The sequence below is a fragment of the Microvirga vignae genome, from assembly GCF_001017175.1.
GTDB classification, from domain to species: domain Bacteria; phylum Pseudomonadota; class Alphaproteobacteria; order Rhizobiales; family Beijerinckiaceae; genus Microvirga; species Microvirga vignae.
In genome coordinates, this window is record NZ_LCYG01000114.1 from 1 (window position 1) to 22,359 (window position 22,359).

Sequence of the window (22,359 nt, forward strand, 5' to 3'; positions counted from 1 at the left end):
CGACGCACGGCCGGTCCATACAATCGGGTCAGGTACAGTCTCTCAGCGTGGCCATGCAAAGGTCCGCTTCACTCTCCCCTTACAGAAGTTCGGTGTGGGTCAGCCTCGTGCCAGGGAGTGACATTCGCGTCTGTTGTAACCGAATGGTTGTCCGAGATTGACGGAACCGGATTAGGGGATCCCTATAGATCAATAAGGCTGTGGGACAGGTTTCTCCCCGCAGGCTAGGTCCCCTTGCCATCGAGGCATGGGTCTTTAGGATGGCGGCAAGCGCCGCTGACAGGCGCGGGAAGCGTCCAGCCCCATGCCGACATCACCGACTGCTCCAGCCGTTTCGCTCCGCAGCATGGCCATTACCTTCGGGCCGAAGGTGGGCGGCTACACGGCCGTGCAGGGCATCGACCTTGCGGCACAGCCGGGTGAGTTCATTGCGATTGTCGGACCGACCGGCTGTGGGAAATCCACACTGCTCAATGCATCTGCGGGGCTGCTCAAGCCGTCAGGCGGTTCCGTCGAGGTCTTCGGTACGCCGTTGCAGGGCCTCAACGCCCGGGCAGGCTATCTCTTCCAGCAGGACGCCCTGATGCCGTGGAAAACGGCACTTCAGAATGTGGCCGTTGCTCTGGAGCCCAAGGGTGTGTCCCGGATCGTCGCCGAGACGAAGGCGCGCGAGTGGCTGCGCCGGGTTGGCCTGGCTGCCTTCGTGGACCGCTATCCGCACATGCTTTCGGGCGGACAAAGGAAGCGGGTTGCTCTCGCCCAGATGCTGATCCGCGACCCTGAAATCCTGCTGATGGACGAGCCTTTTGGGCCGCTCGACGCACAGACCCGGCAGATCATGGGCAACCTCCTCCTGGATCTCTGGGCAGCCAATCGCAAGGCGGTGCTCTTCGTCACACACGACCTGGAAGAGGCGATTGCCCTTGCCGACCGGGTGGTGGTGATGTCGGCCGGTCCGGCCGCCCGTATCATCGGGGACTTCCCGGTCACCCTGCCGCGCCCACGTGATATTGCCGAGATCCGGCTCGAACCCGCCTTCCATCACATTTACAAGGAGATTTGGGCCAACCTCCGCATCGAGGTGCAGAAGGCCTATGCACAAGGAGAGGGAGCTTCCGCATGAACCGGGTGAAGTTGGTCCTGCTCCAAATTGCGGTCGGTCTCGGGTTCCTGCTGCTCTGGCATATCCTAACTGCCTATCCCATCCTCGCGCCGACCAAGCAGACGCAGTTCTTCTTCTCGACCCCTGCCGACGTGCTCACGCGGGTCTGGAAAGAATTCACCTCTGTCGAGATCTGGAGGCATCTCTGGATCACGCTGCTGGAGACGATCCTCGCCTTTACCTTTGGAGCCGGAGGCGGCATTCTGTTCGGCTTCCTGTTCGCCCGGCGCGAACTGCTGGCCGCCGTGTTCGATCCCTATATCAAGGCCGCTAACGCCCTGCCGCGCGTGGTGCTTGCGCCCATCTTCGCCCTGTGGTTCGGCTTAGGCATCTGGTCCAAGGTGGCTCTTGGCTTCACTCTGGTCTTCTTCATCGTGTTCTTCAATGTGTACCAGGGCGTGCGCGAGGTGAGCCCTGTGGTGCTGGCGAATGCGCGCATGCTTGGCATGAACGAGCGCCAGCTCCTGCGCCACGTCTATTGGCCGGCGGCGCTGACCTGGATGTTCTCGTCCCTGCACACCTCCGTCGGATTTGCTCTGGTGGGCGCAGTGGTGGGTGAATATCTCGGCTCCTCGGCGGGGCTCGGCTACAAGATCCACGAGGCGGAGAGCGTATTCGACGTCACCGGGGTCTTCGCCGGCATGGTCATCCTTTCGATCTTCGTCATCCTCATCGACGCGTTTGTGACGCTGATCGAAAGGCGTCTCCTGGTCTGGCGTCCCGCCCCATCGACAAACGTGCAGGGTTAGGCAATCCTTCTCTGCCACAATCTGCATCCAAGCAGGGAGATCAGGATGGAACGCCGTACATTTCTCATTGGAGCGGGCGCAGCCGCTCTGACAACGGGGCTCGGCCCAAAGGCCTTCGCGCAGACGAAGCCCGAGAAGAGCAAGGTCACCTTGGGTGTAGGCGGCAAGCCCCTCCTCTATTACCTGCCGCTGACGATCGCGGAACGGAGGGGCTTCTTCAAGGAGGAAGGACTCGACGTCGAGATCAACGATTTCGGCGGTGGCGCCAAGTCGCTCCAGGCGCTCATTGGCGGCTCCGTGGACGTGGTGACCGGCGCCTACGAGCATACCATCCGCATGCAGGCCAAGGGCCAGGATGTCCGCGCCATCACCGAGCTCGGCCGATTCCCTGCCATCGTGATCGCGGTCAAGAAGGACAAGGCGGGACAGATCAGATCCGCAGCTGATTTCAAAGGCCTCAAAATCGGCGTGACGGCACCGGGCTCCTCCACGGCTCTGACCGCGCAATACGCCATGGTGAAGGCTGGTTTGAAGCCGACGGATGCCGCCTTCATCGGCGTTGGGTCGGGCGCGAGTGCCGTAGCCGCAATGCAGAAGGGTGAGATCGATGTGATCTCGCACCTTGATCCCGTAATCGCCAAGTTGGAATCGGACGGGGACATCGCCATCCTGATCGACACGCGCACCGAGGCGGGCACGCGGGCGCTCTTCGGCGGATCGAACCCAGCCGCGACGCTCTATACCAAGAAGGACTTCATCGACGCCAACCCGGTGACGACCCAGCATCTCGTCAATGCTTTCATGAAGTCTCTCAAGTGGCTTCAAACGGCCAAGCCGGAGGATATCGCCGATACGGTGCCGCCCGAGTACCACCTCGGCGACAAGCCGCTCTACATCAAGGCGGTTCAGAGCTCGCTGGAAAGCTATTCCCGGACCGGCATCGTACCGCCTGATGGTATGGCGAGCGTCATGGACATGCTGAAGACGCTTGATCCTGAACTGAAGGACGCCAAGGTCGATCTTTCAGCGACCTTCGACGATCGGTTTGTGAAAAAGGCGGCGAGCTAACGCTGATCAAAGGCGAGGTTCAGGGGCATCAGCAGGACCGCCCATGAAGGCGGAAGCCGACCCGACGCGTGCAACAGGATTGCCTGCATCGTGATGATGTCGGCAATCAGCAATATGAGCACCGACAGCTGCAGTGAGAGGTCGGGCTCAGCCGGTACGCTTGCCCGCTCTCGTGCGCAGATCACTTTCCCTGCGGATGGATTGGTAAGGCGATCCCAAGACCAGCTCCTAGATGCGGAAGGGCAGCTTTGGATCAAAGCGGGCCCTTAAGTGCAGCCGTTTATAGGTCCTCTCATCGGCTTAAAACAGATGCTCGGCTCGGCCATGTATTCCGGAGCCGACAGTGTTATGGGAGCTGCCCGCGGATGCTCCGGGTTATCGGTCCAACAAGCTTTGGTTGAAGATCTTCGCGGGCATGATCCTGAGGCGGCATGGCTTCACATTTCATTAAGCCTGATCCGAACTTGAGCGATCCCGCAGGGAGCCCGGAGCAGCCGGGATGGTTCTTCCACTGGTCGAACTCTTGTGAGGAGACGCCGATGACCAGGAATGCTCTCGCCCTAGCCGCCCTCTCGATCCTCGTACTGGCCGCAGCAGGACAGCCTGGGTGGGCTGCCAGTTTCGACTGTGCCAAGGCCGAGACGGCTGATGAGAAGGCCATCTGCGCCGATCGGCAGTTGAATGATGAGGATGTTGAGATGTCTGTCCTCTACACTCAGCTGAAGCCTCTTCTGGGCATGGGCGCTCGCGGCGATATGGAAGATGAACAAGTCACCTGGCTCAAACGGCGCGCTACCTGTGGGGATGATCGCACCTGCCTGAGCAAAGCCTATCAGGACCGGCTCGGCCAGCTGAGAAGTGGCTTTGAGGCCCTCGCCAAGAAAGGCCCCTTCTGAAAGCGCCATCCTGAAGCCCCGCTCGAAGGCGGCGCGCAAGGACATGCAGTGGAGGATCTGAATGGATCTCGTGCCGGACACCAGGATCTGGTGTGCCCTGGCGCACGCCTCTCCGGCCCCGAAAGTGTCACGGTGCCGCTTCCCACGATCCGGCCCAATGGAGGCAACATGCGCGTTATCCTCGCCCTCCTTTGTCTGTTCTGCGGTTCACCCGACGATGTTACGGAGGAAAATTTCGACGCTATGCAGGAAGCAAAGGTGGACAAGTATCGGACCTTCGTCTCCGAGCTGGCGTCTTCAAGCACGGTCTCAACGGCCGAAGCACCGATCGATCTGCCTGAAGGCCTGAAGGAGGCGATCGAGGTCTGGACACGGGCTCGGGACTGAGCACTCGGCAATCCTAGAGATCGAACCCAAGACGCTGATTAGAGCATTTTCCGGCGAAGTGGATCCGGTTCGCCTCAGAAAATGCGGCAGAACAAGGAAGAGAGCCGATTCCACGTAAGGGGAAACGGCTCTAGTAACTGCTCGAATAACTAAGGCCCCCATCACTTTCCAGAGGAACTTATCCCGCTGGTCATTCTCAATGCCCCGGGAGGTAAGCCCCTGCCAGTCTACGGCGACGGCTCTAATGTACGAGACTGGTTCTACGTGGAGGACCACGCCCGCGCGCTCATCCTGATTGCCCTCGCGGGCAAGATCGAGGAAAGCTACAATGCAGGTGGCAAACGAGAAGACAAATCAGGAAGTCGTCCAAGTGATCTGAACAAACGCATCGAGCAGGATTACCGTGCCGTTGAGCGGCGGGTTCGACTGATGCCTGGGTTCAGGCCTATAGTCAGTGCACACGTGATCTTGGGTGGCGTTGAGATGGTTCACATGATGAGGAAAGGACAGGCGAAATACGCCTGCCGTCCACACCTGTCACTCGCCGAGCAGTTCGACATTCTGGCTGCCTGAGACCTGCGGGTCGCATAGCCCTCTTTCTGTCTTAGTCGGAAGTTCGCGACAGAACCGTTTCATCTCTTCCTCGCTGGAAATCCGCACCGTATGGGGCTGAGGCTTATACATCTGGTAGCGTCAGCGGTGCGTCTAGAAGAGCGCGGCGTTTGAGCCACGGGCTCGCGCGATAACGTGGATCACCATAGAAGGCGTGACACGCATCGAGGATGCTGAGAATTCGCCGGGGCCCGAGATCATCTCCGAAACGCAGCGAACCACGCGGATAGCCCAAGCCGATCTCGACGGCGCTGTTAATGTCCTCAGGTGTCGCAATGCGCTGCTGCGCGATATCTGCTCCGATATTCACAATGCAGGCGATGACGCGCTGGGCGATGAAGCCGGGACTGTCGTGAATGACGGTCACAGGATGATTGCCGGCTGCGAGCAGCGCGTGAGCGGCGTCTCTTATATCCTGGCGGGTAATGGGCGTCCCCATGAGCGTCCGCCTGCGATCCAGGCCAAACAGGCAGTCGACCGCCACAGAACGGGTCGGGTTGAGGTCCTCGACCAAGGTGGCAGTCGTCGTATCCTCCCCGAACGGCGTCAGCATGATGATGGCCTCGTCGGACGGCCGCTCGCCGGTTTCGATCTGCGCTCCAGTTGCCTCGATGACATCGCGTAAGACATCGGCTGCGTCCTGATGACGGTTGCTGATCCAGACCTTGATGCCCGTCAGATCTATTTCGGGAGCCGCCGCTTCCGCCGGCTTCTGCGCGCGTCCGCCGACATAGGCGTAGAAGCCCCGCCCCGTCTTACGGCCGAGAAGCCCTGCAGCATGGCGCTGAGCCACGATCGGGACGGGCCGATAGCGAGGCTCCTCGTAATATTGACGATAGATCGATTCAATGACCGTATGGGAGACATCGAGGCCAGTGAGATCCAGAAGCTCAAAGGGACCGAGGCGGAATCCTGCTGCATCCACCATGACCCGGTCCACATCGGCAAAATCCGCAATGCCCTCCGATACGATGCGAAGAGCCTCCGTTGCAAAGGCCCGGCCAGCATGATTGACGAGAAAGCCGGGCGTGTCGGAGGCACGAACCGGCCGGTGGCCGAGACGATGAGCGAAGGCCGTGAGTGCATCGAGGACGCGCTCATCTGTCATGATACCGCCGATGACCTCGACCAGCTTCATCAGCGGAACCGGGTTGAAGAAGTGAAAGCCTGCCACTCGCTCCGGCCGGCGAGCCTTGGCGGCGATCGCGGTGACCGAAAGCGAGGACGTGTTCGTCGCAAGGATACAATCGTCACCGACCACTGCCTCGAGCGCGCCGATCACCGTCTGCTTGATATCCAGGCGCTCGGCGACGGCTTCGACAACGATATGGCAGGAAGCGAAGGCATCGTAGCCTCTGTCCGGTCCTGCTTCCGTCGGCCGAAGGCGGCCAACGGCAGCTTCGGCGTTCTCTGGGGTGAGGCTTCCCTTGGCGGCCTTGCGGCGGATCATGTCGGTGCCGAAGGCGACAGCCTCGGCGACGGCCTCCGGCCGAGCATCGGCCAGGAGGACCGTAATCCCTGCCTCGGCCGCCACTTGGGCGATGCCGCGCCCCATGATGCCGGCGCCGATGACTCCAAGAGTAAGATCCGGCCGAGTGGCCTCGAGCATCATCATCAGAGACCCTTGAAGTTCGGTGATCGTTTATCGATGAAGGCCTGCATGCCTTCCTTCTGATCTGCGGTAGCGAACATAAGATGGAAGGCATGCCGTTCCATGACGAGGGCCGCTTCCAGGGGAAGATCGCCCCCTTGCAGGACCAGCTCCTTGATCTTGCGGGCCGCGAGCGGCGGCAGAAGAGCGATCGAGCGAGCAAGTGCCAGGGCGCGGTCGAGAACCTCGCCGTCAGGCACGACTTCGGTGACCAGCCCCATCGCCTCCGCTTCCTGGGCTGAAACCATCTCCCCCGTGAGCAGGATCTTCATCGCCTTGAATTTGCCGACGGCCCTGAGAAGACGCTGAGTTCCGCCCGCCCCTGGAATAATCCCGACCTTGATCTCGGGCTGCGCGAATTTGGCGCTCGCTCCGGCGATGATCATGTCGGCATGCATGGCAAGCTCGCATCCGCCTCCCAACGCAAAGCCATTCACCGCAGCGATAAGTGGTTTGGGGAAGTCCTTGATGGGAGCCCAGTTCCGCTCGCCTGCGCGAAGCATCATGTCGACCGGCTGTGCATCCGCCATAGCCTTGATGTCGGCGCCTGCGGCGAAAACCTTCTCCGTTCCGGTCACAACGACACAGCGGATCTCGTCATTGCCGGCAAGTTCTACAAAGATCCGTGCCAATTGCTCGCGCACTGCGCTGTTCAACGCGTTCCGAGCCTCTGGCCGGTTGATGCGCACGAGAGCGACGCGTTCACCCCCACTCTCCAGCAAGACCTCCATGCTTCCCTCCCGACACATCCCGTTAAACTTTTCAGCTCTTTGGCTTTGGCCGATAGGCCGGAGCGGCGGTGCTCATTTTCCCGAAGGCACGACAGCCGTCGCCTCGATTTCGAGGAGCGCGTTCTTTTCCACCAGCCGCACGACTTGAACCAGAGCCATCGTCGGATAATGCGTACCGAAAACATCCCGGTAGGCGCGACCCAGCTCACGCAGGTTGGCCAAGTAATCATCAATGTCGACGACATACCAGGTCAGCCGGACGACATGCTGGGGCTTGGCCCCGCCTTCCGCCAGGATGGCGCAGATGTTCTCCAACACCTGGCGCGCCTGCGCGACGAAGCCGTCGGGAAACTCGCCCGCCTCGTCCCATCCCACGATCCCGCCTGTTACGACAATCCGCCCCTCCGCCATCATGCCGTTCGAGTAGCCCTTGGGAACCGGCCAATTCTTCGGCTGCAGAACCTCGATTCCACCATCGAGGATCGGCGTGGCTTGAGAGCCTCTAGAGACCGTCATTGGCATTTCTCCTGTAGTGTTCCAAGGCCGCACGCCATGCAGCAACTCGTTTGCTGCCGATCGGCGGGGTTTGCCCGCTTCAGGTCCGTTTGCTCAACGCGCCTCGGAATGAGATCCATCGAGCATTTTCAGAAGTTCGCGCGCGATCACGACCTTCTGCACTTCCGTTGCGCCCTCGTAGATGCGCAGCGCGCGAATTTCACGGTAGAGTTCCTCGACCTTCACGCCCTTGGTAACTCCGAGGCCGCCGAAGATCTGGACCGCCTTGTCGATGACACTCTGGGCTGCCTCTGTGGCGTGCATCTTGGCCATCGCAGCCTCCCGCGTCACCCGAGAGGCGCCTTGATCCTTCACCCACGCGGCGCGGTAGACAAGGAGCGCCGCGGTGTCGACATTCGTCGCCATGTCGGCCAAGGCAGCCTGCGTCATCTGGAGCTCTGCCAACGGAGCCCCGAAGAGATGCCGGGTCGAGGCATGGCGCAACGCCTCATCCATGGCCCTGCGGGCAAATCCGAGCGATGCGGCTCCGACGGTCGAACGAAAGACGTCCAGGGTCGCCATGGCGACCTTGAAACCTTCTCCTGGATTGCCGATCCGCTTCGTCAGCGGGACCCTGCATCCTTCGAAACGCAGCGTTGCAAGCGGATGCGGCGCGATAACGTCGATACGATCTTCGATGACGAGACCGGGTGTGTCGGCATCGACCACATAGGCGGACAATCCCCTCGCGCCAGGAGCCTCGCCGGACCGTGCGAAGACGATATAGTAATCCGCAATTCCGCCGTTGGAGATCCACGTCTTGCGGCCATCAATCCGCACGTGATCGGGGCCATCCGGAGCTGCGGTGGTGCTCATGGCCGCAACGTCCGATCCGGCCTCCGGCTCGGACAGCGCGAAGGCCGCGATGGCCTCGCCGCGGACCACCTTCGGCAGATACTGCCGCTTCACATCCTCGGAACCAAAAAGGCTGATCGGACCGGAGCCGAGGCCCTGCATCGCGAAGGCAAAATCCACAAGCCCGTCCTGGTAGGCCAGGGTTTCGCGGGACAGGCAGAGCGTCCGGACATCAAGAATCGGATAGAGGCCGCCATAGGCCTCCGGTATGACAGCTCTCAGCCATCCATCGTCGCCGAGCTTGCGCACGATGCGGCGGCACGATCCATCCACATCGGCATGATCGACAAGGCCATTAGATTCAGTCTCGATCCATACCTTCAGCGCATCCGCATACTGGAGATGCCGATCCTCGAAGAAGGGCCATTTCAGGAACGTGGCGTCAATCATGTCAGTCTCCCTGGAAGACCGGCTTCTCTTTCGCCGCAAAGGCCCTGTAGGCGCGGGCGAAGTCCTCCGTCGTCATGCACAGGGCCTGAGCGACGGCCTCCGCCTCGATCGCCTCCTCCACGGACATTGCCCATTCCATGGCGAGCATGCGCTTGGTCATCGTATTGGCGTAGGTTGGTCCCGAGCCGATCTCTCGCGCCAAGGCCTTTGCCTCGCGAAGGAGTTCGGCCTCGTCGACAAGTCGGCTGAAGAATCCCCAGCGCTCGCCCTCCTCAGCCTTCATGAAGCGGCCCGTGTAAAGAAGCTCCGAGGCCCGGCCCTGACCGATGATGCGTGGCAGGATCGCACAGGCGCCCATATCGCAGCCAGCCAGCCCCACCTTGTTGAACAGGAAAGCCACCTTGGCGCTCGGCGCCGCGAGCCGGAGATCGGAAGCCATGGCGACGATGGCCCCGGCGCCAGCGCAGATACCTTCGACGGCCGCGATCACAGGCTGCGGGGCAGCCCGCATGGCTTTCACCAGCTCGCCGGTCATGCGCGTGAAGGCCGTCAGACCCTTCGTGTCCATCTCAACCAAGGGCCCGATGATCTCGAACACATCGCCGCCGGAGGAAAAGTTGCCGCCGGCACCTGTCACGACGACGGCCTTGACGGTGTCGTCCTTCGCACAGGCGTGAAAGAAGTCGGTCAGCTCGCGATAACTCTCGAACGTCAGTGGATTCTTCTTTTCCGGACGGTTGAATGTGACCGTCGCGACGGGACCTTCCACCGAGAGAAGGAAGTGACGAGGCGTATACTCGGCGAGGGGCAATTTGACTGGGTTGGCGAACTGCATCACTGAGCCACTCCCACGATGGCGTTTCTGGCGGAGAGTTTTGTTTTGGCGAGCAGGCGCATCAAGTCCTTCTGTTCCCTCTGCGTGAGCCCGCCGAAGATCTCGGCTATCCACGCCTCGTGCTCGGCTGCCATTGCGCGGAACTCTGTCCGACCGGCTGGTGTCAGGTTGACGATCTGAGCCCTCCGGTCGATCTCGGAGACGCGGCGTTCGATGTGCCCGGACGCGACGAGCCGGTCGACCAGGCTGGTGAGATTGCCGTTCGACACCATCATCCGCTTCGAGAGATCCGAGAGCGTCATCCCTTCCGGTGTTCTGTCGAGCTGTGCCATGAGGTCGAAGCGGGGAAGGGTCACGTCGAAACGATCGCGCAGACGACGACGAACCTCGCCTTCGATCAGCGTGGAGCATGTCAGCAGCCGGAGCCAGAGCCGAAGCTCGTCACGGTGATCTTCGGGCATCTCGATGGCCTTCGTCTCGGCATCAAGCGGGATTGTCTGGTTGGTCATGTCAAATCTCTCCACCTGCCACCGCGATGGCTTGGCCTGTCACGGAGCGGGCACCCTCGCCGCACAGCCACAAGACTGCATCGGCGATTTCCGACGGGCTGATCAGTCTTTGCTGAGGATTGTGCTTCACGAGTTCGCTCAGGGCCTGCTCGCGCGTTCTGCCTGTCTTCGCCATGATGCGCTCGAGGCTCTCCGCCACAAGATCCGTATCGGTGAAGCCAGGGCAGACCGCGTTGACGGTGATGCCCGTCTTCGCCGTCTCCAGCGCGAGCGCCCGCACGAAGCCGATAACCGCGTGTTTCGCCGCGCAATAGGCAGTCACGTAAGGATAACCCTTCAGACCCGCCGTCGAGGCCACTGCGATAATGCGCCCGAACCCCCGCTCGGCCATGGAGCCGAGCACGGCGTGCGTGACGTTGGTCGCGCCGAGCAGATTGACGTCCAGCATCTGCCGGAACACGTCCGGAGTGGACTTCAGGAACGGAGCCGAGACAGCTGATCCGGCATTGGCGATCATGAGGTCCACGGGTCCATGCCACGAGATGGCAGCCTGTACGGCGGCCTGGACGGTATCCGGATCGGTGACGTCGGCCACGGCGGCGGCATGGGCATCGCCCTCTGATACGACGCGATCCAGGGTTGCCTGATCCCGGCCGAGGATGGTGACCTTAGCCCCTGCCCCTGCAAGCGCCCTGGCAATGGCCCGGCCGATGCCGCGCCCGCCGCCGGTGACAATTGCGTGCCGGCCTTGAAGAGGGTTCATATCCATGTCATTCCGCGGCGAGGGACTTCCCGCCGGCCTCCATCTTCAGTTCGGCCCGGGTCTTGGGCTTGGCCTTCATCTTGAGATCCTCCAGGTCCTGCCGGTCGCGAGCAGAGTTGCGGAAGATCTGGTCCTTCCCCATGAGATATTGTGGCGGACAATGGATCTCCTTCACGCCGTACCAGGCTGCGGCCTTCATGGTGAAGAACGGATCGATCAGGTGAGGTCGTCCCAGAGCGACGAGATCCGCACGGCCTGCGGCAAGGATCGTGTTGACCTGATCCGCCGTGGTGATGTTGCCGACGCACATGGTGGCGACCTGTGCCTCGTTGCGGACCTGGTCGGAAAACGGCGTCTGAAACATGCGCCCGTAGATAGGCCTGGCGTCCCGCACCGTCTGACCTGTCGAGACGTCGACGAGATCGACGCCGTGCCGGGCGAAAGCGCGCGCGACCTCAACGGCGTCCTCGCCGGTGACACCACCCTCGGCCCAGTCGGTCGCGGAGATCCGCACCGACATCGGCTTGTGTGCGGGCCAGACCTCCCGCATGGCGTCAAACACCTCAAGCGGGAAACGCAGCCGGTTTTCCAGCGGGCCGCCATACTCGTCTGTGCGGCGGTTGGTGAGCGGCGAGATGAAGCTCGCCAAGAGATAGCCGTGGGCGCAGTGCAGTTCGAGCATGTCGAACCCGGCACGCTCGCCGCGCTCGGCCGCTTCGACGAACTGCCTCTTGATGATGTCCATCTCGGCGCGGGTCGTCTCGCGCGGAACCTTGCTGTCAGGGAAGTAGGGAATCGGAGAGGCCGAGCAGATATCCCAGCCGCCTTCCTCCAGCGGCCGGTCCATTCCCTCCCACATGAGCTTCGTCGCGCCCTTGCGGCCGGAATGTCCCAGCTGCAGGCAGAACTTCGCGGCGGAATTGGCGTGAACGAATTCGACGATCCGCTTCCAGGCTGCCCCCTGTTCATCGTTCCAGAGGCCTGTGCAGCCAAGCGTAATGCGGGCCTCCGGCGAGACGCAGGTCATCTCGGTGAAGATCAGCCCCGCGCCGCCGACGGCGCGGGAGCCGTAATGGACGAGGTGCCAGTCTCCGGGAACGCCGTCCTTTGCCGAATACATATCCATCGGGGACACGACGACCCTGTTGGGAACCGCCATCTCCCGCAGACGGAAAGGCTGGAACATCGGCACGCTCGGGTCATCGGTGGAGACGTCGAATCCCTTCCCACGCACCTGGCTCGCGAACGTGCGGTCGACGGCCGCCACGAAATCCGGAGCACGCAGACGCAAGTTGTCGTAAGTGATGGCCTTGGCGCGGGTCATCACGCCGAAGGCGAATTGCACGGGGTCGAAATCCCAGAAGCGCGCGACGTGCTCGAACCAGACGAGGGAGACGTCGGCGGCATGCTGGGTCTTCTCCACCTCCTCGCGCCGTCCGGTCTCGTAAAGGGACAGCGCTCCTTCAACGGTGGGATCGCGCCGGAACGCCTCATAGAGGGCAATGGCATCCTCCATGGCGAGTTTCGTGCCTGATCCGATAGAAAAATGCGCCGAGGCCTTGGCATCGCCCAGCAGCACCTTGTTGCCCATGATCCAGCGCTGGTTCCGGATCATCGGGAAATTACGCCAGATCGAGCGGTTGGTGAGAATGCGATGCCCACCGAGGAACCAGCCGAAGATCTTTTCCATGAGCGCCGCCGACTCGACTTCGCTCTTGTCCTTCAGACCTGCCCGTTCGAAAGTTTCCGGATCGGTCTCGAAAACCCAGGTGGAACGGTTCGCTTCGTATTGATAGGCATGGGCGATGAAGGGCCCCCACTCTGTCTCTTGGAAGATAAAGGTGAAGGCGTCGAGCGGCCTGGTCGAGCCCATCCAGGCAAACTTGTTGGGTCGCAGGTCAATCTCCGGCTGGAAGTGTTCCGCATAACGGTCCCGGAAGCGGCTATTGATGCCGTCCGCCACGACGACGAGATCCGCGTCGTCGAACAGGCTCTCGTCGTCCACGTCGATCCCGTAGCGAAGCCTCACTCCGAGTTCCGCCGCGCGATCTTGCAGGATGAGGAGCAATGTCCGGCGTGAGCAGCCGCAGAATCCGTTGCCGCCGATCCGGTGCTCGGTTCCCTTGAAATGGATCGCGATATCGTCCCAATAGGCGAATTCCCGCGTGATCCTCTGGTAGCTCGGAAGATCGTATTTCTCGAAATTGTCCAGCGTCGCATCGGAAAACACGACACCGAAGCCGAATGTCTCGTCGGCACGGTTGCGCTCATAGACCGTGATATCCGCCTCCGGCCGGAGCTTCTTCAGCAGGATGGAGAAGTAGAGGCCGGCAGGGCCGCCGCCAATGATCGCCGTTTTCATGAGAGCCGATCCCATCCAGTCATTTTGCTCTGAGACTAAAGCAATTTCCGATCAACCATTGTGACGCCTGCTCAACGCAATGAGCCTCAGGCACTCGCGACCTCACTTCTCTGACCCTTGTGTTCCTGGGCCATGCGGCGCAGTTCGAAACGCTGGAGCTTCCCGGTCTGCGTCCGCGGCAAGGCATCGAGATATTCGATGACGCGGGGGTATTTGTAAGGTGCGATCTCGGCCTTCACGTGCTCCTGGAGCATCTTGGTGAGATCAGGGCCCGGAGCATAACCGGCGCGCAGGACGACATACGCTTTCACGATTGTTCCTCGCCCGTCGTCGGGAGCTCCGACCACGCCGCATTCCGCGACAGCCGGGTGGGTCAGCAATGCGGCTTCCACTTCCGGCCCTGCGATGTTGTAGCCAGATGAGATGATCATGTCGTCGGAGCGGGCCTGATACCAGAAGTACCCGTCTTCATCCATGAGGTACGTGTCGCCAGTGATGTTCCAGCCGTTCTGCACGTATTTGCGCTGCCGCTCATCCGCGAGATAGCGGCAGCCAGTCGGACCGCGCACGGCCAGGCGTCCGATGCTCCCGGGTGGGAGCGTCCGTCCGTCCTCGTCGATGATCTTCGCCTCATAGCCTGGAACCGGCTTGCCAGTGGCACCGGCACGGATCTCGTCTTCCGCCGCGGCGATGAAGATGTGCAGCATCTCCGTCGCGCCGATCCCGTCCATCAGCTTGATGCCGGTGGCCTCCTCCCAGGCCTCGAAGGTGGCCTTGGGCAGAGGTTCGCCAGCGGAGACACATTTGCGAAGCGAAGAGATGTCATGGTCCGCAAGCTTCGACAGCATGGCGCGGTAGGCGGTCGGTGCCGTGAAGCAGATGGTTGCCTTGTACCGAGCAATCGCAGAGAGAAGATCGTCCGGTCCGGCTTTCTCCAGAAGCACGGTCGACGCGCCGATCCGCATGGGGAAGAGCACGATGCCGCCAAGTCCGAAAGTGAAGGCGAGCGGCGGAGAGCCGATGAAGCGATCGCCCGACTCCGCCCGCAGGACGTTCTTCGCATAAGTATCGCAGATCGCCAGCATGTCACGATGGAAATGCATGGTGCCCTTGGGTTCGCCCGTCGTGCCTGAGGTGAACCCAATAAGGCACACATCATCCGCCGCCGTATCGGCGGCCTGGAAGTCCGGCGAGGCATCGGTCATGAGCGCCTCAAGGCTGTCCGGCCTGCCGGAGCCCCAGTAGGCGATATGGCGCAGTTCTGGCGACAATGCCTTTGCGCGCTCCATCTCCTCGGAGAGACGATGATCGCACAAGGCGATGGCTATCTTGGCCTTGGCGATGGGATAGGCGATTTCCTTGGCGCGCAGGAGCGGCATCGTCGCGACCACGACTCCTCCCGCCTTCAGGACCGCAAGATAAGCCGCCACCATCATCGGATTGTTGGCGGAACGCAGCAGGACGCGATTTCCCGGCACGAAGCCGAGCTTATGGACGAGCACGTTGCAGATCCGGTTCACCCGCCCCTGCAACTCGCTATAGGTGAGCGTCTCGGCAGGGCTGATGAGGCAGGGTTCGTCTCCCCTGCCCCCGTTCACCCATCGGTCGAGGAACTCCGCCGCGCAGTTGAGCCGCTCCGGATATTGCAGTTCCGGACGGTCGAGCAGGAAGGCAGGCCACTGATCCTGAGGAGGGAGGTTGTCTCTCGCGAAGGTATCCACATGTGCCGTGTCAGCCATCGTCCGTTCCTCTGCTCTGTTTTGCGCGGGGACGCATCGTGAGGAGCGAAATTGGCGGGGTCCGAGACGCTTCGGGGAAGTTGCATCGGGTAGCGAACCTCGCCGTCTCTGGCCGCCCACGCTCGATCACGCGCCTGTCGTTCCGCCACCTTCCTCTGCGGAACAATCCGCTTGAAGAGAGCTGGAAATTATTTAAAGTCTAAAATATTTCTTGGCAATCCCAAACATGGGGATTCAGGCACTTGGCCCTGGCGGAAAGGAGTGTTCGGCAGGCCAAAATTGCTGCACAGTACCGCCGACCACCAGCGAGGCGCATCTCGCGCCTCGCCGTCACAATCGCGCAGCACGGCAAACCGTGCGCGGGGAACAGCCACACGGGAGTGCATGATGAATCTGATTACCAAAGCCCTCGGCATGAGCCTGGCCTTTGGCCTGACGGCCGCGCCGGCCCTGGCGCAGGAGAAACTGAAGGTCGGCCTGCTCCTGACCCTCTCCGGCCCCTCGGCCGTGCTGGGTCAGCAGGCACGCGACGGTTTCCAGCTCGCCATGAAGGACCTCGGCGGCAGGCTCGGGGGGCGCGACGTCGAGGTGATCGTCGTGGATGACGAATTGAAGCCCGACGTGGCGGTGACGAAGGTCAAGGGCCTGCTCGAGCGCGACAAGGTCGACTTCGTCGTCGGTCCGATCTTCTCGAACGTGGCGGTTGCCGTCCACAAGCCGATCGTGGATGCACAGACCTTCTACATCAGCACCAATGCGGGCCCCTCGATCCTGGCCGGCAAGAGCTGCAATCCCTACTTCTTCGCAACATCCTATCAGAACGACCAGAACCATGAGGTTCTCGGCAAGGTCGCGCAGGACCGCGGCTACAAGAAGGTCTATCTGCTCGCTCCGAACTACCAGGCCGGCAAGGATGCGCTCGCCGGGTTCAAGCGGCACTACAAGGGCGAGATCGTTGAGGAATCCTACGTTCCGCTCAATACCCTCGACTTCCAATCGGAACTCGCCAAGATCGCCTCGCTGCAACCAGACGCAATCTTCACCTTCATGCCGGGCGGCATGGGCGTGAACCTAGTCAAGCAGTACCGCGCCGCGGGTCTTGCCGACCGCATTCCCTTCCTGTCCGCTTTCACAGTCGATGAATCAACCCTGCCCGCGCAGCAGGATGCAGCGATCGGCATGCTCGGCGGCTCGAACTGGGCGCCCAACCTCGACACGCCGCTGAACAAGAAGTTCGTCGCGGCCTATGAGGCGGCCTACAATTCCGTGCCGGGCTCCTATTCCATGCATGCCTATGACGCGGCGCTTCTGATCGACAGCGCCTTGAAAGCGACCGGCGGCAAGATGGACAACAAGGACGCCGTGCGGGCAGCCATCAAGAAGGCCGAGTTCAAATCGCTGCGCGGCGACTTCAAGTTCGGCGCGAACGGATTTCCGATCCAGGATTTCTACCTGGTGAAGGCGGCCAAGCGCGCGGACGGCAAGTTCCAGACCGAGATCGTGGAAAAGGTGTTCGACGACTACACTGATGCCTATGCCAAGGAGTGCGCGGCGACGAACTAGCGCATCGTGCGGACCCGAAGGGCCGCGTCAGCGAAAAGTGGACCCGGTTTTCCGCACGATGCGCTTCCTGAGGAAGAGAGCATCGGATGGATCTCAAAAGTGCAAGTCCACTTTTGGGTCCGATGCTCTAGAATCGCATGATCATGAGACGCTCTGTCTCGAGCTTGTCTTGAGACGGGGCAATCCTTTGTACCGCAAACATCATCCGAACATTCCCGATGAGTGTTTGCCGCCATTCAAGCGCCGATGACAACGACCCTTCTCCTCATCCAGGCCCTGAACGGCCTTCAGTTCGGGCTCATCCTGTTTCTGATTGCCGCCGGGCTGACCCTGGTGTTCGGAGTGATGGACTTCATCAATCTGGCTCACGGCGTTCAATACATGATCGGCGCATATCTGGTCGCAGCGTTCAGCGCCTGGACCGGAAACTTCGGCTGGGCGCTTCTGCTGGCGCTTCCGACCACTCTGGCCTTCGGCCTCCTCCTCGAAGTTCTGATCTTCCGGCACCTCTACGACAGGGATCATCTCGATCAGGTTCTCGCCACCTTCGGGGTGATCCTGTTCCTGAATCAGGGCGTGAAATTCGTCTGGGGCGCGGCTCCCCTCAGCGTGCCCGTTCCCGAGATCCTCTCGGGCTCTGTGGAGATCGCGAGCGGACTGCTCTACCCCGTCTATCGCCTCGCCATCATCGCCGCCGGCCTTACGGTGGCAGCGCTGCTCTATGGCCTCGTCAACCACACCCGGATCGGAATGCTGGTCCGCGCTGGCGCAACGAATGCGCCGATGGTGTCGGCGCTCGGCGTCAACATCCAGAGGCTGTTCATGGTCGTGTTCGGCTTCGGAGCCATGCTCGCAGGTTTTGCTGGGGCAATGGTTGCGCCGATCCTGTCTGTGGAGCCGGGCATGGGCGACAACGTCCTGATCCTCGCTTTCGTGGTGATCGTGATCGGTGGTATCGGCTCCATCCGCGGAGCGTTCCTGGCGGCCCTCCTCATCGGACTCGTCGATACGGTGGGGCGCTCCTTCGCGCCCAACCTCCTCCGGCTCTTTCTCGATCCCGCAGCCGCGAGCCAGACAGGACGCGCCATCGCTCCGATGCTGATCTATATCTTCATGGCCGCGGTGCTGTTCTTCCGTCCCTCGGGCCTCTTTCCCGCGAAACGGTGAGGCGCGCATCCATGACCGAACTGACCGAAATGCAGTCCGCCCCCGTGCCCTCCCCGGTTATGCGGCTCGAGCTCGTTCCCATCATCCTCTTCGCTGCATTCGCGGCGACGCCCACTCTCGCCGCCTATTCGGGCGCGGAAGGCTATATTCTTTCCCTGCTGACCCGCGTGATGATCTTCGGCATCGCAGCCATGTCGCTCGATCTCATTCTTGGCTACGGCGCTCTCGTGAGCTTCGGCCATGCGGCGTTTCTCGGCATCGGAGGCTACGCTGCCGGCATCCTGGCGAGCCATGGCATCGAGGATGCGCTCATCCAGATCCCCGTCGTCCTTGCAGCTTCCGCTGCCTTTGCGTTCCTGACAGGCGCAATCTCGCTCAGGACCAAGGGTGTTTATTTCATCATGATCACCCTCGCCTTCGGGCAGATGCTGTTCTTCCTCGCAACCTCGCTCGCGGCCTATGGCGGCGACGATGGGATGACCCTGTCCGCTCGCAGCCTTGTCGCGGGATGGGGCGTCCTGAAGAATGACATCGCTTTCTATTGGATGGCTCTGCTCTGCCTCCTGGGAACCTATGGGCTTTCCAGAGCCGTCGTCGCCTCCCGGTTCGGGCGCGTCCTGCGCGGCACACGAGAAAACACGATCCGCATGCAGGCCATCGGCTTCCAACCCTTCCGTTATCAGCTCGTCGCCTATGTGCTCAGCGGCATGATGGCCGGGCTTGCCGGTTTCCTGCTCGCCAACCAAGCCGAATTCGTCAGTCCCGCCTTCATGACATGGCAGAGATCGGGCGAACTGATCTTCATGGTCGTGCTCGGCGGGCTAGGTTCCTTGCACGGCGCGGTCATCGGCGCGGCCGCCTTCCTGCTCCTCGAGGAGTTCCTGCCGGAGATCCTCCATGCGGTGAGCTTCTTCCTGAGCGATGACATCCGCTCACGCTTGGCCGAGAACTGGAAGATGGTCTTCGGTCCCCTGCTCATCCTGATCGTGCTGTTTGCCCGGGGCGGGATCATGGGTCTCCTCAGGCGAGGCCGTCATGACTAAATCCGTGCTTGAACTCCGCAACCTGCGGAAGGCTTATGGTGCTCTCGCTGTCACGGATGACGTGAGCCTGTCAGTCCACCCGGGCGAACTGCACGCCATTATCGGCCCCAACGGCGCAGGCAAGACGACCCTCATCCACCAGATTTCCGGTCTCTTGCCGTCCGATTCCGGTGAGATCATCTTCGACGGCGAGGATGTCACGCGTCTGCCCATGCATCAGCGTGTCAGACGAGGACTCGCCCGCTCATTCCAGATCACGTCCATTCTGCCGGGCTTCTCGGCACTCGAGAACGTGGCTCTCGCCGTCCAGGCGCGCTCCGGCTCAAGCTTCCGGTTCTTTGGTCATGCGGCGCGGGAGAGAGCGCTGAACGAGCCTGCCATGGATTGCCTGAATCTAGTCGACCTCGGAGCCCGGGCGCAGATCATGGCGGGTCTTCTGTCCCATGGCGAGAAGCGTCAGCTCGAACTCTCCATCGCCCTGGCAACGGAACCGAAGCTCCTTCTTCTCGACGAGCCACTCGCCGGCACCGGGCAGGAGGAATCCCAGCGCGTGGTAGAGACTCTGCGGCGATTGAAGAGCCACACCACCATCGTTCTCATCGAGCATGACATGGATGCGGTCTTCTCTCTGGCGGATCGCGTGAGCGTCCTCGTGAATGGCCGTCTGATCGCCACCGACACGCCGGAGCGAATCAGAGCCAATGCGGAGGTGCGTGCCGCCTATCTCGGAGAGGAGGAGGCCGTCTGATGCTCTCCGTGCGACATCTCCAGGCTTCCTACGGGGCCGCCCAAGTGCTCTTCGACATTTCCCTCGATATTGGAGCAGGTGAAGTGGTGACGCTGCTCGGTCGCAACGGCATGGGCAAAACCACCACCGTGTGCTCCATCATGGGTCTTCTTCGCCCTCGCGGCGGCGAGGTGCGTTTCGACGGAGCCCTCGTGAGCGGATTGCCGCCCTACCGGATCGCCCAGACCGGCATCGGCCTCGTGCCTGAGGGGCGGCAGGTCTTTCCGACCCTGACGGTGGAAGAGAACCTCGTCGCCACGGCATCGTCCCGCACCGGCTCGCGGCGCTGGACCCTGGATGCAGTCTACGATCTCTTCCCGCGCCTGAAGGAGCGCCGCGGTAATCTCGGCACACAGCTCTCCGGCGGCGAGCAGCAGATGTTGGCCATCGGCCGTGCGCTCATGACCAATCCGAAGCTTCTCATCCTCGACGAAGCGACGGAGGGACTGGCGCCTCTGATCCGCGCGGAGATCTGGGCCTGCCTCAAACGTCTTAGAAGTGAGCACCAGTCGATCCTGGTGATCGACAAGAACGTGGATGCGCTTGCAGCTTTTGCCGACCGGCACGTGATCATCGAGAAGGGTCGCTCGGTCTGGACCGGCACGAGTGCCGAACTGATGGCGGACAAGAGTCTCAAAGACCGATATCTCCACATTTGAGCGGGGCAACGGATCCATGGCAAGCGGCGAACTCGATCTCGAATCCGAATACAACAACCGGGCCCGCGTGCCCGATCATGCCGTCCACATCGCGGGCTGGCAGCGGGATGCCGCAGCCTATCGCGCAACCGCCCGCTGCGAGCTCGACCTCGCCTACGGACCGGGCGAGCGCCATCGGATGGATTTGTTTCATTCCCATAACGGCGATGCAGGCGGCCCGATCGTCCTGTTCATCCATGGCGGCTACTGGCAGGCCCTCGAGAAGTCGTCCTTCAGCCATCTGGCGCGCGGTGCCAATGAGCGCGGGTTCACGGTTGCTGTGCCGAGCTATGACCTGGCTCCCGCATCGAAGCTCGCCGACATCATCGCCGTGATCGAGGCGGCGGCGAGCTTTGTCATGCGGTACACTGGCCGCCCGCTGGTCGCCTCGGGGCATTCGGCGGGGGGCCATCTGGCGGCATGCCTCATGGCGCGGCCTGCCGCTTTGCCACGACCGATCTGGGCTGCGATGCCGATCTCCGGTCTGTTCGATCTTGTCCCCCTCGTCCCGACCTCGATCAACAAGGCGCTTGGCTTGACGATCGAGGAAGCGCGCAGTTTAAGCCCTCTCGACTGGCCGCCTCCTGCCAATGGCCGCCTCACCGCCGTTGTCGGCGGGGCCGAGAGCAGCGAATTCCTGCGCCAGTCCCGAATGATTGTCGAGCGATGGGGCAAAGCCGGGATCGCGACGCGTTACCACGAGGTGCCGGAAGCCCATCACTTCGACGTGATCGCCGGACTGGCGAGCCCGGCCGATCCGCTCGTCGACCTTCTCGCCGACTTGGCAGCGGAGGCGTAATCGGGCAGGGAGCGATGTGAGGCGGGGGGCCGTCCATGCGTGCTATCGTGGCTTTGACGTTCCGGCATTGACACATCAACCTGTTTCATTTGCTTCTGCAGTCCTTCCGGGAAGCGCCTGACGTTCTGTCGCAACTCTTTCTTTCCTGTCGCGAGGCTATGGCCTGCGCTGGCGAGAAAGGAGGCTCTGTCGCGAATTTCGATAAAGGTGGAAAGAGGGCTGTTCCACCCGCAGGTATTACGCAGCCCCAAGATGTCGAACCGCCCGCGAGGAATAGCTGCGAACTGCAGGCGTACTTCGCCTGTCCTTTCCGCATCATGTGGATCATCTCGTGCCGGCTCAGATCACACGGGCACTGCTCACTGACTTGAATCCAAGCATGGGCCGGATCCACCTTTTGATGGCACAATGGTCCTGCACGATGCGATTGTTCAAGTAGCGGCTCTGCCGGATCCGGATCGGCTTCAGCTTGCGCCGTGATCGGTCCTGCAGCCGGTTCGTCGGGGCACGGGACACGATCGCCTCTCGATCGGGGTGGCTCCCATCAATGACGATTCGCTCTGGACGGCCGTGCCGCTTCAACGCACGCGTGAGGAAACGTTTGGCCGCCGCCAGGTTGCGCCGCCCACTGAACCAGAACTCGACGGCGGCGCGGTTGCTGTCGATCGCGGTAGAGATACATCCACCGCCCGCGAACCTTGATATACGTCTCATCGATATGCCATTTGCGGCTGACAGGGCGCTTGTCCCGATTGAAGCGCTCCAGCAGTTCGGACGAGTAACGGACAACCCAGCGACGCGCAGTCGCGTGGTCAACCGAGATGCCGCGCTCGGCCATCATCTCGTCCAAGTCACGGAGACTGAGGCTGTAGGCCAAGTACCACCGGTACTACCGGACGCAGAGCAGGATCACCGATCGATCAAAATGTCTGCCTTTGAACATCTGCGGCTCCATACCTGTGACCCAGGCACAATAGCAGCAACTCTGAGACAAAGGGTTCGCGACAGAACCAACAAAAAGGCCCGGGTTTCCCCGGG

At 61.7% G+C, this 22,359-nt stretch carries 20 protein-coding genes and 3 pseudogenes; 13 read left to right on the forward strand and 10 right to left on the reverse strand.

Annotated features, from left to right (window positions below):
* Positions 1-304: 304 nt before the first annotated feature.
* The 7 genes and pseudogenes from AA309_RS28870 to AA309_RS37950 all read left to right on the forward strand — a co-directional run.
* Positions 305-1,123, forward strand: coding sequence for an ABC transporter ATP-binding protein (locus AA309_RS28870; protein WP_047192472.1), 819 nt, complete (start codon positions 305-307; stop codon positions 1,121-1,123).
* A complete protein-coding gene (locus tag AA309_RS28875) occupies positions 1,120-1,911 on the forward strand; it encodes an ABC transporter permease (RefSeq protein WP_047192473.1) in 792 nt (263 codons plus the stop codon). The genes AA309_RS28870 and AA309_RS28875 overlap by 4 nt, the downstream gene beginning before the upstream one ends.
* Positions 1,912-1,956: 45 nt before the next feature.
* Positions 1,957-2,979, forward strand: a complete 1,023-nt coding sequence (locus AA309_RS28880) for an ABC transporter substrate-binding protein (RefSeq protein ID WP_047192474.1) — start codon at positions 1,957-1,959, stop codon at positions 2,977-2,979.
* A gap of 539 nt (positions 2,980-3,518) precedes the next feature.
* Complete coding sequence (locus AA309_RS28890; RefSeq protein ID WP_047192476.1) at positions 3,519-3,875, forward strand: lysozyme inhibitor LprI family protein; 357 nt, start codon at positions 3,519-3,521, stop codon at positions 3,873-3,875.
* 168 nt (positions 3,876-4,043) lie between these two features.
* Positions 4,044-4,262: a hypothetical protein gene (locus AA309_RS34800; RefSeq protein WP_150117824.1), complete on the forward strand. Its 219-nt coding sequence runs from the start codon at positions 4,044-4,046 to the stop codon at positions 4,260-4,262.
* Between the two features lie 192 nt (positions 4,263-4,454).
* Positions 4,455-4,547: pseudogene (locus tag AA309_RS37945) on the forward strand (NAD-dependent epimerase/dehydratase family protein); the annotation flags it as partial.
* Between the two features lie 78 nt (positions 4,548-4,625).
* Positions 4,626-4,835, forward strand: a pseudogene (locus AA309_RS37950) (DDE-type integrase/transposase/recombinase); the annotation flags it as partial.
* Positions 4,836-4,938: 103 nt separating this feature from the next.
* On the opposite strand, the gene AA309_RS28905 reads toward AA309_RS37950, so the two are convergent.
* The 9 genes from AA309_RS28905 to AA309_RS28945 form a co-directional block, all read right to left on the reverse strand.
* On the reverse strand, positions 4,939-6,489 hold the full coding sequence (locus AA309_RS28905; protein WP_244470531.1) for a 3-hydroxyacyl-CoA dehydrogenase: 1,551 nt from the start codon (positions 6,487-6,489) through the stop codon (positions 4,939-4,941).
* Entirely contained in the window at positions 6,489-7,256 is a 768-nt protein-coding gene (locus AA309_RS28910; protein ID WP_150117825.1) for an enoyl-CoA hydratase-related protein, read from the reverse strand. The genes AA309_RS28905 and AA309_RS28910 overlap by 1 nt, the downstream gene beginning before the upstream one ends.
* A 72-nt stretch (positions 7,257-7,328) precedes the next feature.
* Positions 7,329-7,778, reverse strand: a complete 450-nt coding sequence (locus tag AA309_RS28915; RefSeq protein WP_150117826.1) for a RidA family protein — start codon at positions 7,776-7,778, stop codon at positions 7,329-7,331.
* An 87-nt stretch (positions 7,779-7,865) separates the two neighbouring features.
* Positions 7,866-9,056, reverse strand: a complete 1,191-nt coding sequence (locus AA309_RS28920; protein WP_047192481.1) for an acyl-CoA dehydrogenase family protein — start codon at positions 9,054-9,056, stop codon at positions 7,866-7,868.
* A 1-nt stretch (position 9,057) separates the two neighbouring features.
* Positions 9,058-9,894 carry an enoyl-CoA hydratase family protein gene (locus tag AA309_RS28925; RefSeq protein ID WP_047192482.1) on the reverse strand — a complete coding sequence of 279 codons (837 nt, stop codon included), beginning with the start codon at positions 9,892-9,894 and terminating at the stop codon, positions 9,058-9,060.
* Complete coding sequence (locus AA309_RS28930) at positions 9,891-10,400, reverse strand: MarR family winged helix-turn-helix transcriptional regulator (RefSeq protein WP_200902068.1); 510 nt, start codon at positions 10,398-10,400, stop codon at positions 9,891-9,893. Before AA309_RS28930 ends, AA309_RS28925 begins: the two co-directional genes overlap by 4 nt.
* 1 nt (position 10,401) lies before the next feature.
* Entirely contained in the window at positions 10,402-11,163 is a 762-nt protein-coding gene (locus AA309_RS28935; RefSeq protein ID WP_084731790.1) for an SDR family NAD(P)-dependent oxidoreductase, read from the reverse strand.
* Between the two features lie 7 nt (positions 11,164-11,170).
* Positions 11,171-13,525 (reverse strand): bifunctional salicylyl-CoA 5-hydroxylase/oxidoreductase, encoded by a 2,355-nt coding sequence (locus AA309_RS28940; protein WP_047192492.1) that lies wholly within the window; start codon positions 13,523-13,525, stop codon positions 11,171-11,173.
* An 86-nt stretch (positions 13,526-13,611) separates the two neighbouring features.
* Positions 13,612-15,264 (reverse strand): benzoate-CoA ligase family protein, encoded by a 1,653-nt coding sequence (locus AA309_RS28945; protein WP_047192484.1) that lies wholly within the window; start codon positions 15,262-15,264, stop codon positions 13,612-13,614.
* 387 nt (positions 15,265-15,651) lie between these two features.
* Here AA309_RS28945 and AA309_RS28950 point away from each other — a divergent pair, with 387 nt between their 5' ends.
* The 6 genes from AA309_RS28950 (at position 15,652) to AA309_RS28975 (ending at position 21,321) form a co-directional block, all read left to right on the forward strand.
* Positions 15,652-16,827 (forward strand): ABC transporter substrate-binding protein, encoded by a 1,176-nt coding sequence (locus AA309_RS28950; RefSeq protein ID WP_150117827.1) that lies wholly within the window; start codon positions 15,652-15,654, stop codon positions 16,825-16,827.
* 246 nt (positions 16,828-17,073) lie between these two features.
* Positions 17,074-17,994 (forward strand): branched-chain amino acid ABC transporter permease, encoded by a 921-nt coding sequence (locus tag AA309_RS28955; RefSeq protein ID WP_047192486.1) that lies wholly within the window; start codon positions 17,074-17,076, stop codon positions 17,992-17,994.
* 11 nt (positions 17,995-18,005) lie between these two features.
* Positions 18,006-19,037, forward strand: a complete 1,032-nt coding sequence (locus AA309_RS28960; protein ID WP_052955079.1) for a branched-chain amino acid ABC transporter permease — start codon at positions 18,006-18,008, stop codon at positions 19,035-19,037.
* The gene (locus tag AA309_RS28965) at positions 19,030-19,785 is read left to right on the forward strand and encodes an ABC transporter ATP-binding protein (protein WP_047192487.1); all 756 of its coding nucleotides are present in this window, start codon (positions 19,030-19,032) and stop codon (positions 19,783-19,785) included. Before AA309_RS28960 ends, AA309_RS28965 begins: the two co-directional genes overlap by 8 nt.
* Positions 19,785-20,483 carry an ABC transporter ATP-binding protein gene (locus tag AA309_RS28970; protein WP_047192488.1) on the forward strand — a complete coding sequence of 233 codons (699 nt, stop codon included), beginning with the start codon at positions 19,785-19,787 and terminating at the stop codon, positions 20,481-20,483. Before AA309_RS28965 ends, AA309_RS28970 begins: the two co-directional genes overlap by 1 nt.
* A gap of 16 nt (positions 20,484-20,499) precedes the next feature.
* Positions 20,500-21,321, forward strand: a complete 822-nt coding sequence (locus AA309_RS28975) for an alpha/beta hydrolase (RefSeq protein WP_047192489.1) — start codon at positions 20,500-20,502, stop codon at positions 21,319-21,321.
* Positions 21,322-21,586: 265 nt separating this feature from the next.
* Here AA309_RS28975 and AA309_RS28980 read toward each other — a convergent pair.
* A pseudogene (locus AA309_RS28980) lies at positions 21,587-22,264 on the reverse strand (IS6 family transposase); the annotation flags it as partial.
* Positions 22,265-22,359: the final 95 nt, after the last annotated feature.

What these genes read in the sequence shown, in the direction of transcription:
- AA309_RS28910 (WP_150117825.1), bottom strand. Translation starts at nt 7,256, where the DNA reads ATGGAGGTCTTGCTGGAGAGTGGGGGTGAACGCGTCGCTCTCGTGCGC.
- AA309_RS28940 (WP_047192492.1), bottom strand. Translation starts at nt 13,525, where the DNA reads ATGAAAACGGCGATCATTGGCGGCGGCCCTGCCGGCCTCTACTTCTCC.
- AA309_RS28870 (WP_047192472.1), top strand. Translation starts at nt 305, where the DNA reads ATGCCGACATCACCGACTGCTCCAGCCGTTTCGCTCCGCAGCATGGCC.
- AA309_RS28930 (WP_200902068.1), bottom strand. Translation starts at nt 10,400, where the DNA reads ATGACCAACCAGACAATCCCGCTTGATGCCGAGACGAAGGCCATCGAG.
- AA309_RS28955 (WP_047192486.1), top strand. Translation starts at nt 17,074, where the DNA reads ATGACAACGACCCTTCTCCTCATCCAGGCCCTGAACGGCCTTCAGTTC.
- AA309_RS28965 (WP_047192487.1), top strand. Translation starts at nt 19,030, where the DNA reads ATGACTAAATCCGTGCTTGAACTCCGCAACCTGCGGAAGGCTTATGGT.
- AA309_RS28890 (WP_047192476.1), top strand. Translation starts at nt 3,519, where the DNA reads ATGACCAGGAATGCTCTCGCCCTAGCCGCCCTCTCGATCCTCGTACTG.
- AA309_RS28915 (WP_150117826.1), bottom strand. Translation starts at nt 7,778, where the DNA reads ATGCCAATGACGGTCTCTAGAGGCTCTCAAGCCACGCCGATCCTCGAT.
- AA309_RS28970 (WP_047192488.1), top strand. Translation starts at nt 19,785, where the DNA reads ATGCTCTCCGTGCGACATCTCCAGGCTTCCTACGGGGCCGCCCAAGTG.
- AA309_RS28960 (WP_052955079.1), top strand. Translation starts at nt 18,006, where the DNA reads ATGACCGAACTGACCGAAATGCAGTCCGCCCCCGTGCCCTCCCCGGTT.
- AA309_RS28880 (WP_047192474.1), top strand. Translation starts at nt 1,957, where the DNA reads ATGGAACGCCGTACATTTCTCATTGGAGCGGGCGCAGCCGCTCTGACA.
- AA309_RS28945 (WP_047192484.1), bottom strand. Translation starts at nt 15,264, where the DNA reads ATGGCTGACACGGCACATGTGGATACCTTCGCGAGAGACAACCTCCCT.
- AA309_RS28950 (WP_150117827.1), top strand. Translation starts at nt 15,652, where the DNA reads ATGAATCTGATTACCAAAGCCCTCGGCATGAGCCTGGCCTTTGGCCTG.
- AA309_RS28920 (WP_047192481.1), bottom strand. Translation starts at nt 9,056, where the DNA reads ATGATTGACGCCACGTTCCTGAAATGGCCCTTCTTCGAGGATCGGCAT.
- AA309_RS28905 (WP_244470531.1), bottom strand. Translation starts at nt 6,489, where the DNA reads ATGATGATGCTCGAGGCCACTCGGCCGGATCTTACTCTTGGAGTCATC.
- AA309_RS34800 (WP_150117824.1), top strand. Translation starts at nt 4,044, where the DNA reads ATGCGCGTTATCCTCGCCCTCCTTTGTCTGTTCTGCGGTTCACCCGAC.
- AA309_RS28935 (WP_084731790.1), bottom strand. Translation starts at nt 11,163, where the DNA reads ATGAACCCTCTTCAAGGCCGGCACGCAATTGTCACCGGCGGCGGGCGC.
- AA309_RS28975 (WP_047192489.1), top strand. Translation starts at nt 20,500, where the DNA reads ATGGCAAGCGGCGAACTCGATCTCGAATCCGAATACAACAACCGGGCC.
- AA309_RS28875 (WP_047192473.1), top strand. Translation starts at nt 1,120, where the DNA reads ATGAACCGGGTGAAGTTGGTCCTGCTCCAAATTGCGGTCGGTCTCGGG.